General features: G+C 45.9%; 15 protein-coding genes. 5 read left to right on the top strand and 10 right to left on the bottom strand.

Translation table 11 applies throughout. The annotated features are described in order from the left end of the window. Positions 1–45: 45 nt before the first annotated feature. Positions 46–1449 carry a glucuronate isomerase gene (gene uxaC, locus GC130_RS12285; RefSeq protein WP_151998614.1) on the bottom strand — a complete coding sequence of 468 codons (1404 nt, stop codon included), beginning with the start codon at positions 1447–1449 and terminating at the stop codon, positions 46–48. A 140-nt stretch (positions 1450–1589) separates the two neighbouring features. Here uxaC and GC130_RS12290 point away from each other — a divergent pair, with 140 nt between their 5' ends. Together GC130_RS12290 and GC130_RS12295 are read left to right on the top strand one after the other, a co-directional pair. Beyond that, positions 1590–1892 carry a hypothetical protein gene (locus GC130_RS12290; protein WP_151998615.1) on the top strand — a complete coding sequence of 101 codons (303 nt, stop codon included), beginning with the start codon at positions 1590–1592 and terminating at the stop codon, positions 1890–1892. Then, positions 1889–2554 carry an ATP-binding cassette domain-containing protein gene (locus tag GC130_RS12295; RefSeq protein ID WP_151998616.1) on the top strand — a complete coding sequence of 222 codons (666 nt, stop codon included), beginning with the start codon at positions 1889–1891 and terminating at the stop codon, positions 2552–2554. The genes GC130_RS12290 and GC130_RS12295 overlap by 4 nt, the downstream gene beginning before the upstream one ends. Before the next feature lie 8 nt (positions 2555–2562). Here the strand turns inward: GC130_RS12295 and GC130_RS12300 are convergent, their stop codons facing one another. Together GC130_RS12300 and GC130_RS12305 are read right to left on the bottom strand one after the other, a co-directional pair. After that, complete coding sequence (locus GC130_RS12300) at positions 2563–4044, bottom strand: T9SS type A sorting domain-containing protein (RefSeq protein ID WP_151998617.1); 1482 nt, start codon at positions 4042–4044, stop codon at positions 2563–2565. Positions 4045–4239: 195 nt separating this feature from the next. Next, complete coding sequence (locus GC130_RS12305) at positions 4240–5586, bottom strand: GntP family permease (RefSeq protein ID WP_151998618.1); 1347 nt, start codon at positions 5584–5586, stop codon at positions 4240–4242. 77 nt (positions 5587–5663) lie between these two features. Between GC130_RS12305 and GC130_RS12310 the strand changes: the two genes are divergently transcribed. Beyond that, the gene (locus tag GC130_RS12310) at positions 5664–6365 is read left to right on the top strand and encodes a uracil-DNA glycosylase family protein (RefSeq protein WP_151998619.1); all 702 of its coding nucleotides are present in this window, start codon (positions 5664–5666) and stop codon (positions 6363–6365) included. Positions 6366–6384: 19 nt separating this feature from the next. Here the strand turns inward: GC130_RS12310 and GC130_RS12315 are convergent, their stop codons facing one another. Next, complete coding sequence (locus GC130_RS12315) at positions 6385–8613, bottom strand: hypothetical protein (protein ID WP_151998620.1); 2229 nt, start codon at positions 8611–8613, stop codon at positions 6385–6387. Between the two features lie 127 nt (positions 8614–8740). Between GC130_RS12315 and serA the strand changes: the two genes are divergently transcribed. Further along, positions 8741–10633, top strand: a complete 1893-nt coding sequence (gene serA, locus GC130_RS12320) for a phosphoglycerate dehydrogenase (RefSeq protein ID WP_151998621.1) — start codon at positions 8741–8743, stop codon at positions 10631–10633. A gap of 221 nt (positions 10634–10854) precedes the next feature. Here the strand turns inward: serA and GC130_RS12325 are convergent, their stop codons facing one another. The 5 genes from GC130_RS12325 to GC130_RS12345 form a co-directional block, all read right to left on the bottom strand. Further along, entirely contained in the window at positions 10855–11766 is a 912-nt protein-coding gene (locus tag GC130_RS12325) for a PorP/SprF family type IX secretion system membrane protein (RefSeq protein WP_151998622.1), read from the bottom strand. Positions 11767–11919: 153 nt separating this feature from the next. Beyond that, positions 11920–12360, bottom strand: a complete 441-nt coding sequence (locus GC130_RS12330) for a DUF2214 family protein (protein ID WP_151998623.1) — start codon at positions 12358–12360, stop codon at positions 11920–11922. Between the two features lie 7 nt (positions 12361–12367). Then, the gene (locus GC130_RS12335; protein ID WP_151998624.1) at positions 12368–12916 is read right to left on the bottom strand and encodes a DUF2911 domain-containing protein; all 549 of its coding nucleotides are present in this window, start codon (positions 12914–12916) and stop codon (positions 12368–12370) included. Positions 12917–12983: 67 nt separating this feature from the next. Continuing rightward, positions 12984–14030 (bottom strand): Ig-like domain-containing protein, encoded by a 1047-nt coding sequence (locus GC130_RS12340; protein ID WP_151998625.1) that lies wholly within the window; start codon positions 14028–14030, stop codon positions 12984–12986. Positions 14031–14042: 12 nt separating this feature from the next. After that, positions 14043–15143 carry a hypothetical protein gene (locus GC130_RS12345; RefSeq protein WP_151998626.1) on the bottom strand — a complete coding sequence of 367 codons (1101 nt, stop codon included), beginning with the start codon at positions 15141–15143 and terminating at the stop codon, positions 14043–14045. Between the two features lie 382 nt (positions 15144–15525). Between GC130_RS12345 and GC130_RS12350 the strand changes: the two genes are divergently transcribed. Further along, positions 15526–16623 (top strand): acyltransferase family protein, encoded by a 1098-nt coding sequence (locus GC130_RS12350; RefSeq protein WP_151998627.1) that lies wholly within the window; start codon positions 15526–15528, stop codon positions 16621–16623. 58 nt (positions 16624–16681) lie between these two features. Here the strand turns inward: GC130_RS12350 and GC130_RS12355 are convergent, their stop codons facing one another. Continuing rightward, positions 16682–17587, bottom strand: coding sequence for a hypothetical protein (locus GC130_RS12355; RefSeq protein WP_151998628.1), 906 nt, complete (start codon positions 17585–17587; stop codon positions 16682–16684). Positions 17588–17806: the final 219 nt, after the last annotated feature.

Consider the following 17806-nt stretch of genomic DNA (forward strand, 5'->3'; position numbering starts at 1 on the left):
AAAAAAAATAGAGCAGGTACCTTAGGGAAGTTGTCGTCACCTTATTTATTTATTAAATCCAAAATATGATTTTGCATTGAAATAGCAGATATCCTCCACCATTTTGCCCAGCCACGCCCGGTCATTCGGTAATTCACCGTTGTGAACGTCAGTTCCGATCAAATTACACAGAATCCTTCGGAAATAATCATGCCGGGGGTAGGAAAGAAAACTTCGGCTGTCGGTAAGCATCCCAACAAACCGGCTGAGGAGCCCCATATTCGACAAAGCATTGATTTGCTTTTCCATCCCGTCTTTCTGGTCGAGAAACCACCAGGCCGAGCCGTATTGCATCTTGCCGGGTGTAGATCCGTCATTAAAGTTGCCCGCCATAGTTGCGAAAAGCTCATTATCCCTTGAGTTGAGGTTATAAAGAATGGTCTTGGCAAGTTGGTCTGTTGAGTCAAGTCTATCAAAGAAGCGGCTCATGGCTCTGCCATGCTCAAAGTCACCCATGCTGTCAAATCCAGTGTCGGGCCCGAGGGTATCAAGCATGCGCTTGCTATTGTTGCGAAGGGCGCCGATGTGAAACTGCTGCGTCCAGCCTTTTTCATGGTCCATGAGCGCCAATTGGTGCAACACGAACGACTGGTAAAGCAGCATATCAGCTTTTGCAGGCATTTTCCCATATCGTAGCTCCGCAAACACTTTTGCAGCTTCGGCTTCAGTAAAGTCGGCGGCATAGAAGGTTTCCAGCCCATGGTCGCTCAGCTTGCAGCCAAGCGAGGCAAAGAAGTCGTGGCGGCTTCGCAAGGCTGACAGAAGGTCATCAAGTGTGGAAATGCTTTGTGAAGCAGCCTTTCCGAGCTTTTCCAAGTAGGCATTGAAGCTGGCTGCATCGCTGGCGACAACTACTTTGTCGGCCCTGAAAGCCGGAAACAATTTTATCTTATACCCCTCCTTTTGAAGCGCTTGATGGTAAGAAAGATCGTCGGAAGGGTCATCGGTGGTACAAATCGTCTCCACTTTCATCTCCTCCAAAATGCTTCTCACGGTCCACTTGGCACCTAACTGTTCGTTGGCCTCATCATATATTTCCCTAGCGGAAGAAGGGTTAAGAATTTTATGAATACTAAATGGTCTTTGCAGTTCCATATGCGTCCAGTGGTAGAGCGGATTCCGCATGGTGTAGGGAACCGTTTCAGCCCATTTTTCAAACTTCTCATAGTCGGAGGCTTGGCCAGTGCAATACTTTTCATTGACGCCATTGGCCCGCATGGCCCGCCATTTGTAGTGGTCGCCCTCCAGCCAAATTTCGGTCAGTGTTTTAAAACGCCTGTCCTCAGCGATGTCCTTTGGCGACAGATGACAATGGTAATCTATGATTGGTTGATCCCTGGCATGTTCAAAATAGAGGTACTCCGCAGTGTTGTTAGAAAGTAGGAAATTATGATCCAGAAAAGGCCGCATACTTACAAGCAGTGTTGTTGTTTTTAAAGTAAAGGCTTGAAGATAGCATAAATAATAGGAGCTGGTAAAATATTTCGGTTGGTCAGTCGTATTTTAAGTCAGGTGGTTGGAATGGCCGTCTTTTACCAACTAACACTGACTTGAATCGGTACTGGCAGATTTACTTATTGATTTTCAGAGCGTTCGTAGTGTATACGCTGATATTTAGTAGCTTGGCGCTGGTGATCTATGTCAATATAGGTTGGTTGGGGCTTATCTACATTTTCTGGATCAAGGTTGTCGGTTTCCTCGCTATTTGCGCTCTCTATTACTTCTCCAAAGACCACCAGCTTACATTTTTTCATAATCTTGGTCTGTCGGTGCCTGCACTTCTAGCAATAGCTGGTCTCTCCGATATTATTCTGTTCTTAGGTGCTGTAGCAATTACCGATTCGATCACATGATGCCACACCATGTATTGGAGGGTGATTCGATAGACTTCCATTATGGAAGCCACAGCGTGTTGGCTGGTGCCTACATTAAGTGTGAAACTGGTAAGGTAACGGGCTTGCTGGGCAGAAATGGTGCAGGAAAGTCAACACTATTCAATATCCTGTTTGGCACTGCCAGTCCCGGAGGCGGTTCGGTAAGATGGAATTCGAAATATATCACGAGCGCTTTCCAAAAACGAGGGCTAGTCAGTTATATGCCGCAGTTTGCCAGTATTCCTACTCACCTCACATTTAAGGAGCTATTGACGCTGTTCGATTGTGACGGTAATCAAGTTGAGAGGGTTTTATGCCACGAAGTGGTCAAAAAGCATTTCAATACACGGTTTTCTAAGCTTTCTACAGGTGAAAGAAAACTACTGGAAGCACTGCTCTTCCTCCATTCCAGAAGTCATTTCGTTCTGCTGGATGAGCCCTTCTCCTTTTTATCACCTTTGCAGGTTGAGCAATTGTTGCCCGTTATCCGATCTCAGGCACAAGTGAAAGGTATCTTGCTAACTGACCATCGCTACCAGCAGGTTATCGACAGCAGCGACACCGTGCTTCTGTTGAAAAATGGTTCCATTAATCTTATCCAGGGCATTGGAGGCCTAAAACACGCCGGCTATGCCAGATAGCTTAGTTATTACTTCTTAATCAACCTGAACACCTCGCCACTTGCACTGCTTTTCAGGATATAAACACCAGCCTGAAGGTCGTTCAAGTCAACTGTGTTTTGGAAAGGTGCCAGCTCTACTGTTTTAATAAGCACACCAGACTGATCGAAGATATTGATCGCAACTGCTTCAGTTGATACGCTGCCTTCAGACAGGGTCAGCTCGGTGCCTGATAACGGATTAGGATAGGCGCTGAAAGACGAGGTAGCGAACCTACTTTTTTCGATGCTCAGCACTTTGAATATCTCAGTATATCCGTCGAAGTCGAAAGACTGGAGTCTGTAGTACAAACGGCCAGAAGGAGCTGAAGTGTCCGTATAAGAATAATCATTCAATACTTCTGACCAACCTTCGCCATTGATTTGAGCAATCTCTTGGAAGTCAACACCGTTGGTTGAACGTTGTACTGAAAAGTATTCGAAATTCTCTTCCATAGAAGTTGTCCATTTCACAAGGATATGTTGCCCCGACTTGGCCACGGTGAAAGCAGCAAGTTTGATAGGGAGAACCACTGCTGAGTAGCTTCCAAGGTCAAAGGGACTGCTAGAGGGAGGGTTGGTATAATCATGACCGTTTACAGTCGATCCATTATTTGACATTTGAAAATTACCACCCCAAGTCGCTGTTCCAGTGCCATTGATCTGCGAACCACCTGAAGGGTTTCCTAGTCTAATATGCTGTGCAACGGTTATTGTTCCGTCAATAGTGGCAGAGGTACCACCGCTTACCGCAAAGTGTCTTCCCACTGTAAGCTTTCCTGTAGGTGTTATCGTCATCATCGGTGTACCTGTACCAGGGCCTGATGATAAAGTCAAGTCTCTGTCGATGTTTACGTCACCGCTGATATTGAACCGGCCAGCTCCGCCAGATGAGCTTGCGTCCCTGTCAACGTCGAGATAACCACCCTGATACACGTTGAACACGCCATTCATCGCCAGGTCGCTTGTCACACGGCCATTTCCATAAAGGTTGACCACGGCATCACTATTGCTCGTCACTTCCATACTTCCAGCGGTAAAAGAAGAACCTGATTTAATCGTCAAGGTACTTCCGTAAGTGACAGTCAATTTACCAGTAACCACAAGCGTTCCAGAGTTGATCGTGAGAGAAGTAGCGGGAATTGTCAAATCACCATTTATTGTAATTGTTCCGTTGGAAACAAAATTGGTGATATTGGACAATGTAAGGTTTCCTGTAGAAGTGAAAGTTTTTCCAGTCGCAAGGGTAACGTTACCCAAGCCGTTGATAGACCCACTGGTAGTGCCGGTGATATTGTGATTGACCGTTACGTTGTTCTTTGGTCCAGCCCATTCAGTAGGTACGGCGTTACCGTTCCATGTGGTTCCGGTGTGCCAGTTGCCATTTGCCTTTGAGGTGTAGGTCGTTTGTGCGCTTGCGGCGTAAAAGGCTAAAAAAACTAGTACTAAAGTGATTGAGAATCCTGATTTCATTTCGCTGGTTGTTTCAATTAATAGTTCAAATCTATTACTGAATACGCAGCCTGACTAACGCCGGAGGGCAGCATTCGACGAATGAAGACTATGACTCGATATGAGCAGTTAATCTATCTATAGACGAGTTTTGGTGTTTTACATCAAATGGCAAAAGTTGGAATTTTTTGCTCGGAAGGGGTTTCGGCGTGCTTTTTACAGAAGTACCAAAAAGGCCAAAATTGCAATTAAAAGAATAGAGGTGCCCTGCAGCAGCGACATGATGGTGATGGTGCGGTAAGCGACTTTGATATCCTTGATGCCTGAAAACTGAGCCACAACCCAAAAGAAAGAGTCGTTGGCGTGAGACACCGTCATCCCTCCCCCACCAATGGCTGCCACCATGAGCACAATGCCAGTGGGATTATCAAGCCCACCAAGCGACAGCAAAGGCCCAAGTATGGAAGAGGTAATCACCATAGCCGAAGTGGTAGACCCCTGGGAGGTCTTAAGAATGGCTGTGAAAACAAAGCCCGCCAGAATAAAGTAGATACCACCGGCATCTCCGCCGCTCAGCCAACCTTCCACCATCTGTGCCATGGGGGTTGCCTTTAGCACTGCACCGAAAGCTGCACCAGCTCCGGTAAGTATAAGCACAGGACCAGCCTGCACAAGGCCCTCCTGAAAAGAGGATGATTTTTCTCCCCGACCAATGAACTGCAGAAGCGGCGTAGCCATGAGCAAGCCCACCAGCAGGGCTATGACAGGGTTTCCAAAAAAGACCAGGGCATCTGTCAGGTTATTTTGAAAACCGACAAACTGAGCAACCGAGCCCAGGCCAATCAAAAGCAGCGGAACGAAAATAGGACTCATGGAAAGACCAAGAGAAGGCAGCGACTGGTCGGAAAGGATGGGAGCATCGCTCAGGTCAGACTCATAGGGATACTTCGTGAAAATATATTTTGAATAGGCGACAGCAATTAAAACCACCGGGATGGAAATAAGCAGTCCTGAAATGATCACCAAACCTAAGTAGCTTTCGCCGCCCAGGTTACCTGCTGCTGCAATCGGTCCGGGCGTTGGCGGCACAAGGGTGTGTGTGGTATACATGCCACCAGCCAATGAGAGAAACAGCGAACCCGCCGCAATATTTCGCTTTTGAGCCATGACGTGACAAAGCCTTGAGAGGATGATAAATCCTGAATCGCAGAAAACTGGAATACTAACGAGTGCTCCAAGGAAACCAATACCAAGCTCAGGGCTCTTTCGTCCAATCGTTTGAAGGATGAATTCAGCGATTTTTACAGCAGCGCCGGACTTCTCCAGAATCACGCCCAAAATGCTGCCCAATATGATCACGATACCAATGCCGCCGATGATGCTCCCGAAGCCGTCGTTGATAAAACCAACCACCTTGATGGCAGGAATGCCCACCACAATGCCCACAAGCAGCGAAGCGATCAATAACATGATAAAGGGATGCACTTTGAAAACGGAAGCCCCAACAACAATCAGCACGACAGCCAAAAGGATGACAACAAGCAGTAGCGGGCCTTCTATCATGATAGAGCAGGATTGGTTTTCGGATCAATAATAAAATTTGTTCTGGATAAAAGGGCTCCATTTATCATATTCATGCCATGGAACAACTACCCTCAAATAGAGATGCTACATTTGCAGATCAACTCCTTGCGTTTTTGGCAGACCTTGAGTGGCCTGAAGTGCCAAAGGAAGTGGAAGTGATGAATCCTTATGCAGACGCAACGGCATGGGCGCTTACGCAGACTTTTTACAGAAAATACTATTCGGACAATCAGGCCAGAAGCCTCATCATTGGCATTAACCCGGGTCGTTTCGGCGGTGGGGTAACGGGCATTCCGTTCACCGACCCCTTGAAACTACAGGACGTCTGCGGTATTGAAAACAACCTCGCCAGAAAGCAGGAGCTTTCCTCAACGTTTATCTATCACATGATTGCTGCCTTTGGTGGCCCGGAAGCTTTCTACAAATACTTCTGCTTTTCGGCTGTGTCGCCGGTGGGCTTTACCATGCATGGCAAAAACCTCAACTACTACGATCACAAGGAGCTGCAAACCAAACAATGGGTGGATTTCATGACCAACTGCTTCGAAAGCCAGCTACAAATGGGCGTCAACCGTGAGGTGGCCTACGTGCTTGGGCAGGGACAAAACCTCAAGTTTCTCTCAAAGTTGAATGATGAAAAGTGCTTTTTCAAAAAGCTGGAAGTGCTGCCACATCCCAGGTGGGTGATGCAGTACAGGCTGAAGCGGCTGGAGGAGTTTATCAACGTCTACATTGACAAACTTTCCGTTCATAGCTAGCTGCTTTTCATGAGAGCCATCACTTTCTAAACCCAATATTATCAAGGTAAACAATCCCCTTCGACGGTTTTCCAAACTCAAAGCTTATCTCAGTTAGCCCGGGCCAATTAAGCTCAGCGTCGCTCACGTCTATTTCCACATACTCAAAATGTGGCTCCCAAAAGACGTTGAAGCGGTCTTTGGTCATCTTATCCGATTTGAAATAGTGCGATTCTGCCCTGGGTGCCAACACATGATAATCCGCCAGTTGCTTTTCAAGAACCACGCCCGCACTGTCTTTGAAAACAATCCTGAAATCAGGAAACAGCTCCCCCGTGATCGAATCCAACAGGTCTTTGTCTCCATGCGACAAGTCGAACACAAACCGGCTGGGGTTGAACGCCTCTCCTAAGCCGTTCGGGAAGCTTACTTTATAGGTCGCTGTACTCCCTGACGCTGAGTCAAGCTGCCAGCCAAGCAGGAGTGCATTGTTTTCCTGAAATAGCTTGCCCTTATATTGCATCAGCTCTTCTCTGAACACTTTGAAGCTGTCGGCTTCGGCTTTTCCATTACCAAAGCTTTCAATGTCAATATCAGATTCGAAGTCTTCCAGCATGGCTATCTGATTGTCCTGATATACAACACTGATATTGTTTTTGGGTAACCACTTGCCGGCGGACCATCTGTTTCTGAACACAGCCCTGTAATCGGCCTGATCAAAAAGCGCTGCCCTGAGAAACGCACCGATCATTACCTTTGCGGTTTTACGCTGTATTTCTCCATCTACCAGCGGGGTTTTGTTGAGCAGATAGCTATAGGGAGGCCCGGCATCGTTGGCTCCCCAAATGGTGTTGAACTGCCCATGGTTGGCCCCATGAATGAGAACGCCTGCTTTGAAAGTGCTGTTTGTCAATTCCGCCCTTCTGTATTGGCGAAGCCCGTAAAAGCTATCTTCATCGCTGTCCAGCGAGCCCTGAAGCGCCAGGAAATTCACGCCTTTCAGTTCCATGCGCCTCTCATAACGGTAATCGGTCTGAGCCAGGGCAATTACCCCTTTAATGCCGAAATGAAAGTCAAAAGCTTCCAGCGCATTGTCTGGAAAAGCGGGAAGCTCATTGAAGGCCGCTGCAATACTTACTGCCTCTCCTCCCCTGCTGTGACCAATCAGCGCTATTCTGTCCAGATCAACTTTTCCAAACAGCTCATGAGTTTTATCCTTATTCCATTGTTGCCACTGCTGCAAGTGCTTCAGCAGCAGCCAACCCCTGGCGGGCATTTCCTTGCCGCCAAAATCTCCATCAGGTGAGCCATTCAGAAAGTTTTCGTCAACGGACACCATGATGATGCCGTTTGAGGCCATCCACTCACCCAGGTAGGCATAACCGGGGTCGGAGTACTCCAGCATGGAGTGATTCCCATGTACGGTGAGTACGATAGGGAATGGCCCTGCCCCCTCCGGCATCCAAACGAGTCCGTTTACAGGAAGCTTTTTTGGCCCAAAACCCCAGTATTTTTCTCTGCCCTTATGTTTGTCGCCTTTCCAGGCTGGAATGATCCGGGAACCATCAACGGTAGGGGTAACAAACTTCGCCTCCTTAGCAAACTGTTTCCGTCTCTTGCTATCTCCCGACCCATAGCTAAAAGTCTTCACTCCAAAAGTGCCATTCAATGTAGGGTCGGCCAGGGTCAACTGGGTACCCTTCTTCGGTGGAGTGGTAGGCAGCGTTGCCTCCTCCGGACTCCCGACGTAAGTAAGCCAATAGAACCCGACGACGAGAATAAGCGAACCAACCGACCCCAGCATGAACGCAAGATTGAGAAAGGTCTTCGATGATTTCTTTTTAGAAAAAGTGCCCAGCAAAAAGGCTGACAAAGGCAACGCCGTTAGCCATACGCCCACCGCTCCCAACCAGTAGTATTGGGGTGGGAAACGAAAAAAGTTACTCCCGATGAGCCAACAAACCGTTATCGAAGATACAACCAATGCACCCACTGGTGCCTGCCGCTTGTTCACCCAACGATCCAAGTGAAAATACATGAGCCCGAGACCATATTGGGCAGCTATTCCGTAGATAATTCCGAGCACCAGGTTCACCTCCCGGGGATCATAGCTTCGGAAGTAGTAAGCCGCAGTTGCAGCAAAGGCAACATTCGAAATTGCCAAACCAAACAGCACTGATTTCTTTAAACGGTCTTTTCGCTTCTTACTCGTTAAGATTTTTTTCCATGGGTTCAAAAACCCCCAAACCTTAGGTTGATTTGATTTCAAACGTATGCAGTTAAATATGAAGTCATTTATTTAAAAGGATGGGTGCGTTTACTATGCTTTTTATTGAACTGTGTTCATTCTTCAGTCGAGAATATACTTAACTTAGTGCGCTTAAAACAAGCCATAAATGGAAGAAAGGAAATTCTTCGTCATTGATTTTGACAGCACCTTTACAAAAGTTGAAGCCCTGGACGTGTTATGTGAGGTATCTTTAGACGGAAGGCCGGAAAAAGAAGAAGTACTTCAAAAAATCAAGGACATCACAGATTTAGGGATGGAAGGCAGCATCGATTTCAGAGAATCACTGAAACGCAGGCTCGATCTTCTGCAAGCACATAAAAACCACTTGCCGCCACTTATCGAAAGGCTGAACAAACTCATTACCAAGTCGGTAAAGCGCAACAAAGACTTTTTTGAGACCTATAGCGACAATATTTTCATCATTAGTAATGGCTTCAAAGAGTTCATCGTCCCTATTGTAACTCCCCATGGAGTAAAGGCTGAAAACGTATTTGCCAATGAGTTCCGTTTTGACGACAAAGGAAACATCATTGGCTTCGACGAGAACAATATCTTATCGAAAAGTAACGGAAAGCCAGCCTTGATTAAGTCTCTGAACCTTGATGGCGAGGTATATGTTATCGGCGATGGATATACCGACTATGAAATAAAGGCGGCAGGCTTCGCCAAGAAATTCTATGCCTTCACCGAAAATGTATCCAGGAAAAAAGTAACTGATAAAGCAGACCATATAACACCATCCTTCGACGAATTTTTGTACATGAACAAGATGAACACCACCCTTTCTTACCCTAAGAATCGAATCAAAGTACTTTTGCTGGAGAACATCCACCCAAGGGCCATAGAAATACTAAAAGAAGAAGGCTATCAGGTAGAGGTTCACGCAGCCGGCCTCGATGAAGATGAGCTCATCGAGCGCATCAAAGACGTTTCTATTCTTGGTATCAGGTCAAAAACCCAGGTCACCAAAAAAGTACTGGAAAGTGCTCAACGGCTTATTTCCATCGGTGCCTTTTGCATTGGCACCAACCAGATCGACCTGGAAACGGCAGAAAAGAAAGGCGTGGCAGTATTCAATGCACCATTTAGTAATACACGTTCGGTAGTGGAGCTGGCCATTGGCGAAATGATTCTTTTGATCCGTAACCTGCCCGATAAAATTGCAAAAATGCATGACGGCGTATGGAACAAGTCGGCCAACAACAGCTTCGAAATCAGAGGCAAAAACCTGGGCATTATCGGTTACGGCAATATAGGCTCTCAGCTTTCTGTCTTAGCTGAATCGATGGGCATGAAGGTGCATTTCTTTGACGTGGAAGAAAAGCTGGCGCTGGGTAATGCCACCAAATGCAATACGCTGGACGAGCTGCTGGCTATTTCCGACGTTCTTAGTCTTCACGTGGATGGCAGAAAAACCAACAAAAACATCATTGGTGCTGCTGAGTTCAAGAAAATGAAAGATGGTGTGATCTTCATGAACCTGAGCCGTGGTCATATCGTTGACATCAAAGCGTTGAAAGATGCCATTGTATCAAAAAAAGTGAGTGGTTGTTCAGTGGATGTATTTCCGCATGAGCCCATCAGCAACAACGAAGAGTTTACCAGTGAGTTGAGAGGGTTACCTAACACCATCCTCACTCCGCATATTGGCGGCAGCACGCTGGAAGCTCAGGAAAACATCGCTACCTACGTGCCCAACAAAATGATTGAGTATGTGAACACTGGCTCCACCAGCGGCAGTGTCAACTTCCCTAATGTGACATTACCATTGCTCAAGGAGGCTCACAGGTTGTTGCATATTCATGAGAACATACCTGGCATTATGGCCAAAATCAACCAGGTGTTTGCCAAGCATGAAATCAACGTTGTTGGGCAGTATTTGAAAACCAATGAGTTGACGGGCTACGTCATCGCCGACATCAACAAGAAGTATGATAAAGAAGTGCTGACCGACCTTAAGGCGATTGAGGGGACGATCAGGTTCAGGGTGTTGTACTAAAAACAATAATGGAGCCCATGTTTGGCGAATTGGCTCCATTATTATTATCCAGGTCAGCTGCCTGGGGTTAAGGAATACTGTGTACGATACTATGTTCTGCACTATTCCGTTGCTTCATCCATCTACCTGTGGATACATTAATCTTCAACGGCATCCGGTCGGTTTGAAAGCATGATTCTAACCGCCCCTCAATCAAGTCGCCAATTGTTGCACAATCAGCGTCACATAGCGGTGGTGCTCTTCCTTTTCGGACTTACCTGTAGCATGAAAGCAAGCGAGCGGTATCCATATGCATGCATTTGAGTTTGCTTTTTGAATACCTTTACACCAATTTGAATGGCATCATTGTAGCATAATCCTGCAAAAACATTGGATGTGTTATTATGACTATTATTGTTTGAATATTGTGCACCAACAAACGCCCATTTGCCAATGTAGGCCGTTGCATTCAAATTCAATATTGCCGGAAGTTCACCCGGCAGGGCATAAAGTGCCGATGGCGTCAACTTCAGCCATTTATTTAGTGTGAAATTCTGCTGCAAAAACGCAACTACTTTTGTTCTGCCCTCTATAACAGACAAACTGTTTGAATCGTCTATTGTGTAATATGTAATCGGATCGTTGATAACACTTAATCCCACCCTGGCCCCTCTGACAAAAGAATAGCCCACCCCAAGGTCATAACCTAATGATTCGGCTCTTTCAACGCCGCTCAACACACTGCCTCCTGAAGAAAACAATTTATCCCAGTCAGCCCTCCAGGATTTGTAGAATAGGGAACCTCCCAAAGCCAATCCGTTTCCGCTTCTCATTTTCCAGCGGTAATTGTACATTAAAGCTTGCTTCATTTCAGTATGTACACCTATGGTTTCCCTATTGAACATTGCTCCAAATCCACTGTTAATTTTTTCAATACGCTGGTCATATGAAAATGTAACGCTTGAGGGTGCCCCATCAATACCACTGGTTGGGATATTTGAAATCAACGTGAAGGTAGGATCGATCCGTTCACCCGCCATCGCTGGATTAATCAACATCGGGGATGCAAAATAAAAATCTTTAAATGGGGGCGTTTGGGATGAAGCTGCGCTGAGGGAAAAAACAGTCCCTACAAATAGTAAAATTCTTTTCATTTTTGATGAAGACGAGGTGAGATAAAAGAAAAATCAGCCTTTCAAAAACACAAATTCACTCAAAAAACACCAAAAAAAAAAGTCAAGTATATAGTTAATAGCTGAATTCAAATTTTAGTAACCCATTAATCGAACTCAATTAAGATTAAAAAATCAACTTGCCCCCACTCCCATCGCCATCATGGCCCCGAGCAACGGAATAATAAGCACAAGACTCAGCTCGATTCGCAGAATCATTTTCATCTTTTTTGGAATATCAATCACTTCTTCTGGATCACCCTTCCTTTCTTTCAAAAAGTAAAAAGTGGGAATCAGGGAAATGGCTCCAACTACACCAAACAGAATGAGCTTGGCATAAATGATCCAGCCATTGCTATAGAACTCAGCAGCCTTGCCAACACCAAACCACAAGGTGAATCCGGCTCCCATTACCAGCAGAGCGCCAATACCGTACACGGCATCGACCATTGACAGCCTTTGTATGGCTTTGCGGGAAAGCTTATCTTCCAGGAGCAGGTGCTCCCCAACCAAGCTGCTGAATACAGCCAGAATACCCAGGTAGTGTAGGTACTTCACCAAAATGTAGGCAGTCATCTTACTATTATTTAGCCTCGATGGGAATGGTGAACTTTACTTTTTCAAATGCTACGTTGATATCTACCCCACCATCAGCCGGAGATAGTGTGATTGTATGTTGTTCCGTGACACTTCCATCTTTCACCACCGGCACCGTTGTGGTAAGAACATCTAGTTTATGATCAGCCTCAGAATAGCCCCAGTTTCCCAATTCGGTATTAAAAATTACCTCAAAGGTATCCGGTCCAGGAACTGCGTAAACCTTATACGTCCCCTTTTTAAGAGGCTTTCCATCAATACTTACGTCCCTATCAACTGTCACCTCTGTCGACTCATTGGCTCCCAGCCTCCAGTAAACCCCATAAGGTTGCAGCGCCCCCTCCTCCTCTGTTCCAAAAATTACCCGATCACGAACAGAGGGGCGGCTGTAAGTCAAAGAAACTTTTACTCCGGCATTAGTTAGTTCGGCACTGCCAGCAGGGCTTAGCGTCCTGTTACGGTTATTCATATAAAACAGGGCAGCCGCAAGCAGCACCACAACCACACCGGCACCAATTAGTATTTTCTTGCGCATAGTAAGACAGATTTAATTGAAACGCCAATTTATGGAATTTTGATTGATCTGGTTGGAAAAGGAGCTTTTACCTTGTGGTAAATCTTAGTTGCCAATCCTGCTTCGCCAGCTCTGGGTTCTCAACGGTTGTATCTTCATCAAAAAGGCGTTGGAGGTTGTTGCCGGCAAGGTCCTCAATGGTTGGGTCAACAACCAGCACGTAGGAACCTGCCAACCAGGGCTTAGCTGACTTAAAAGTCAGTCCGGCTTCTCCAGCTATGATTTCAAAAACGCCGTCAATTACTTGCCCGTTGGCACTTTCCCTCTTGATACCAAATTTCCCATCCAATGAGCCAAAGTCCATCGGCTCGCCGAATTGAACAGTAAGTGCATTGTTGCTGCCAGCAGATGGGGCCACCAGCTTCCATGTCTCAAGGTCGGGCTTCTCCCTGTCATCATCACCGGTGGAAAAAGGACGACTAAATCGTTGACCTAACTGATCTCCTTTTTGGCTACTAAAAACTCCTTCGATTACCAACGAATATCGCTTGCCGGGTTGTAGTGGAGTGCCATGCATTTGATTGGGTTGCAAATCCCGTTTGATTTTCCCCGGATCAAACCAAAGAGTCAGGATGGTATTATCAGCGTTCCACAAGGCTGGTTGTAACGGCAATATCGCACCAGGCAACCTCCGTCCATTTTCGTCTGCCACGTAAATGTGCTCATAGACGCCGTCTGCCCTCATAGGCTGATCAAATTTGACATACATCTTTAGCTGATTGGCGGGAACAATATTTGAGCTTGGATAAACGGCCAGTACCATGGGGGGCGGCTCGTTACTACCCTCAAAACGAAAATTGGCAAGCAACTTCTCCCCTTCCCGGATCACATACTCCTGCCCTTCAGCAAAGGGAATGGCCGCTCTGAAAATAGTCTTGTCTCCTTCGGTAAGAAAATGTCCAAAAATGGGTTTGGGGTTATTCTGGAGTCCAACTGAAAGTCTTTTTAGGTCGCCAGTGTAAGGAAACTGAATGGCTACTGCCTTTCCCTCCTCCAAAATGAACTCAGGAGAAAGTTGAGCAGTAGCCACAAAGCAACTTAAAACCAGCAGGGGTGTTAAGTAATATTTCTTCAAGTATGGGTGAATTTACAACCAGAAATCATTGCCAGTGATAAGGTTGAGATCGCCATTGGCTTCTCTTTTCAGCATCACAAAGTTCTTGTCTCCTAATTTATCCAGCTGCACAACATTTACCATAGGAAGAGCTATGAAATTCACACCACCGGTTTTGCCAGGCTCCTCTATCGGCTCTGTCAGGCTACCTTCGAATCCGGCAATGTCAGAAAATCTCACTTTCATTACCGAACGATTACTATTGGCCATCAAAAGAAAGCTTTCACCGCCTCTATCAATCACTACCATATCGAGAGGCGTATTGCCGGCACCAAATTCGGCTACAGTGCGGCCTTTGATGTGTTTGCCACCTTTCAGTTCATCCATCGGAAAAAGCACCAGCGGCGTACATGTGTAGCTAGCAACCAGATAGTCTTTGCCGTTAATCGTGCCTGTCGTAAAGGTTTTAACTGGTGCGTAAGTCTCAAAGCGGCCGTGTGCAGCGTGGTATATTTCCAGTGATGCATCGTCGTGGCTTTTCCCGAAAGGAAACGCCATGCTTCGAAAAGTGGAGCTGAACTCGGCATTGCTCAAGCCCGTCACCATCACTTTTCCATTCTTGAACTCAATGTCGGATACTGTCCACACCCGCTGAGCCCTGCCTCTGTCGTCCTTGTAGTCTTCAGCGTAGGCGTTTTCAATTCCTCTCGAAGAATAGGAAACTTTATCGAGAGGAACCCACTCAATTTTATCGCCAATGAGTTTCAAAAGCACTGGCGTTCCATCCTGGTTGTGAACAGCGAAATAGGGAACATTCGATAGTGGATTCACTACCATGTCCTGGATGGAAATCTTATCGGCAGTAGTCCCGAGCGCAGCCGCAATAGCCACGTCCACATTTTTCATTTCTATTTTGGCCGGAGCTTCCGTGGCCTTTGCATCTTTTGTGTCGAGAGCAACAATAGAAGCCGATTTAGAATCCCCGATAAATAGGATGCCTTCCGGCCCAAATGTCATCGCATTGATTGACTTGATGTTTGGATTGCCGTCTTTGAAATTGGCTTTCAGGGATTTCTCTTCCGCCGAGGCGATAAAGAAGAGCATCGAAAAGAAGACTGTAAGTAGTTTTTTCATAGCGTTGGAATTTAGTATACTTTGTTAACCATTTCATCACCAATAAGTTAAAAGTTAATTATAAGCGGTTACAATTGCCAGCATTGGGCCAAAGAAAGTCCTTTAACGGACATGAAACTTAGGCTACACGGCATAGATGATAAATCCTTGGTTAGTTAGAGCCGGTTATTTCAACCTGAGGAATCATTGGTTTTTACAATTGAAAGGAAGCGTGCAAACCAGTCTATCCCAAATTTGCTTCGTTCCCAATATTCCGGTTATCACAAAGGTTGATTTTATGTTTTGACTTCCACTTATTAAGTGAGATATTACACTGTTGCCGCCAACAAACAATACTGGTAGCGATTGAACACGTACTGCTACATACCTAACCCTACCTCAAATGAAAAGATTTGAAGCATTGGATATTTTTCGTGGGATGACGATCTGTCTGATGATCATTGTAAACACACCTGGCGATGGGGCCTCCACTTTTTCCCTGCTACTTCATGCCGACTGGCACGGTTTCACCCCGACCGATCTTGTCTTCCCGTCGTTTCTTTTTGCAGTGGGCAATGCCCTGGCTTTTGTGATGCCCAAATGGAAGGACTGGGAGTTTAAAGAGGTTTTTCTGAAGCTTTTGAAGCGATCCGCCGTCATCTTCCTTCTGGGCTTTATCATGTACTGGTTTCCTTTCTTCAGGCAGGATGCGTCCGGTGCATGGTCGTTTATACCGTTTTCAGACACAAGAATACTTGGTGTGCTGCAACGGATTGCCATTTGCTACTTCGCCGGTGCGTTGATGATCCATTTCTTTTCCACCAAAACGCTGTACTGGGTATCCGGAGGGCTGTTGCTCGGCTACTGGGCAATTATGTCGTGGTTTGGCGACCTCACCATGCTGGGCAATGCCGGGCAAACACTGGATCTCCTGATTTTAGGCGAAGGGCATATGTACCACGGAGAAGGTGTCGCTTTTGAGCCGGAAGGGATACTTAGTACGCTGCCTTCCATTGTCAACGTAATTGGTGGCTACCTCCTGGGGCTTTATCTCAAGGAGGGTGTCAACTACGAAAAACTGGCCAAGGTCATGCTATATGGTGCCTACATATTGTTGGTCGCCTATTTGTGGAACTTCATTTTCCCTTTCAACAAGAAGCTTTGGACAAGCTCTTTTGTGGTTCTTACTATTGGATTGGACTTCATCATCATTGGAATTATCATCTACCTGACCGAGTTTTCTGCTAAGCCATACAAATTCAGCTTTTTCCAGACCTTCGGAAAGAACCCTCTTTTCATCTATTTGCTTTCCGAATACCTGGCCATCACTATGTATGTTGTCAAAATAGGAGACAGAAGTCTTTTCCGTGTGGTTTATGAGAGTCTTTTCAGTTGGCTGCCTCCCTATATCAACTCGCTGGCCTTCGCTATTGTATTTATGATGATTTGCTGGGCAGCCGGCAAATGGCTTGAGAAAAGAAATATTTACATCAAGGTGTGAAAAAAGCAGAGGGATCCGGCGAAAGATCCCTCTTAGATGAACAAAACTGATGACTGGGCTAATTAACCACTGCCACCAGGTACTTTGAAGATTTCCAAAACTCTTCAGGGTTGGTTATTACCAGGGTAGAGAAGTCGCCGCTCTCGTCTTCTCTCACATTGTAAGAGTCACCAGGGTGGTTTGTCACGATGTCAACTTTTTTACCGGCAAGTAGTATTTCGTTTGTTGCTGTGATGTCGATGCGTTCAAATGAAGCATTGTTAAAATCAGCGTTCAGTTTTTCAACTTTGCCCAATCCTAATACTCCCCCCTCTTTTGTAACGACTTGCTCCTCCTTCAGTTTCTTATAGGTGCCTGTTGCTACATAGCCGGTGTTCAACTGCTCCTGCTGCGTGGCCAGCAAGTCACTTTGTTCGTTTATTGTGGTCTCATTTTCCAGTTTAACCCCATTAAGGGTGTCCACTTTCATCGAAAGTACTGCCACATTGTCTAAGAGCTCTTTATTGGAAGTATTCAATGCTGCCAGCGTAACTTTCAACTCGTTCACTTCCTCATCCTTTTCTTCTACCCGGGCCTGAAGATTGTTTACCAACTTGTTGAATTCTTTCATCTTAACAGACGAGCCCTGCAGGCTTTTCTGCAACTCAGCAATTCGGGCCTTGTTATCTGCCAGAAGTGCGTTAATTGCTTTTATGTCTGCTACAATTGCCTTCTCGGCTGAGGACGAATTTTCCACCTCGTTCGACGTGGCAAGCCCTATTTTCTCTTCACGCTCCTTTATCTCCGCCAGGTTACTTTCAATCTCATTGAACGTTACGAGGTAGCTATTGAGCGTTTCCTCCAGCCTGTCATTCTCACCCTTGAGCGTTACATTTTCAGTTGTCAAATTCTCCACCTTTTCCTTGTTGCAGCCAGCTAAAATCAGCGGCACGGCTACAAACAGAATCAACTTGTAATTTTTCATAGCTAATTGGTTTATGGTAAAAAACTTATCGACTCACTCGTTTCGAGCACAACACTTAAAATACGATAAATTATATAATTTATTGTATTTTGCTAAGTAAAATTAGGGTTTGTTACGGGTAGACAGACCGAAGAATGCCTGTAGTGCGTTTGAACAACGAAAAAGGGTTCTTCGGTACTAGAAACTAACTAAGTGGGTGGATTAACCAGGGTAGTCTCA

This window comes from Imperialibacter sp. EC-SDR9 (assembly GCF_902498805.1).
Lineage (GTDB): Bacteria > Bacteroidota > Bacteroidia > Cytophagales > Cyclobacteriaceae > Imperialibacter.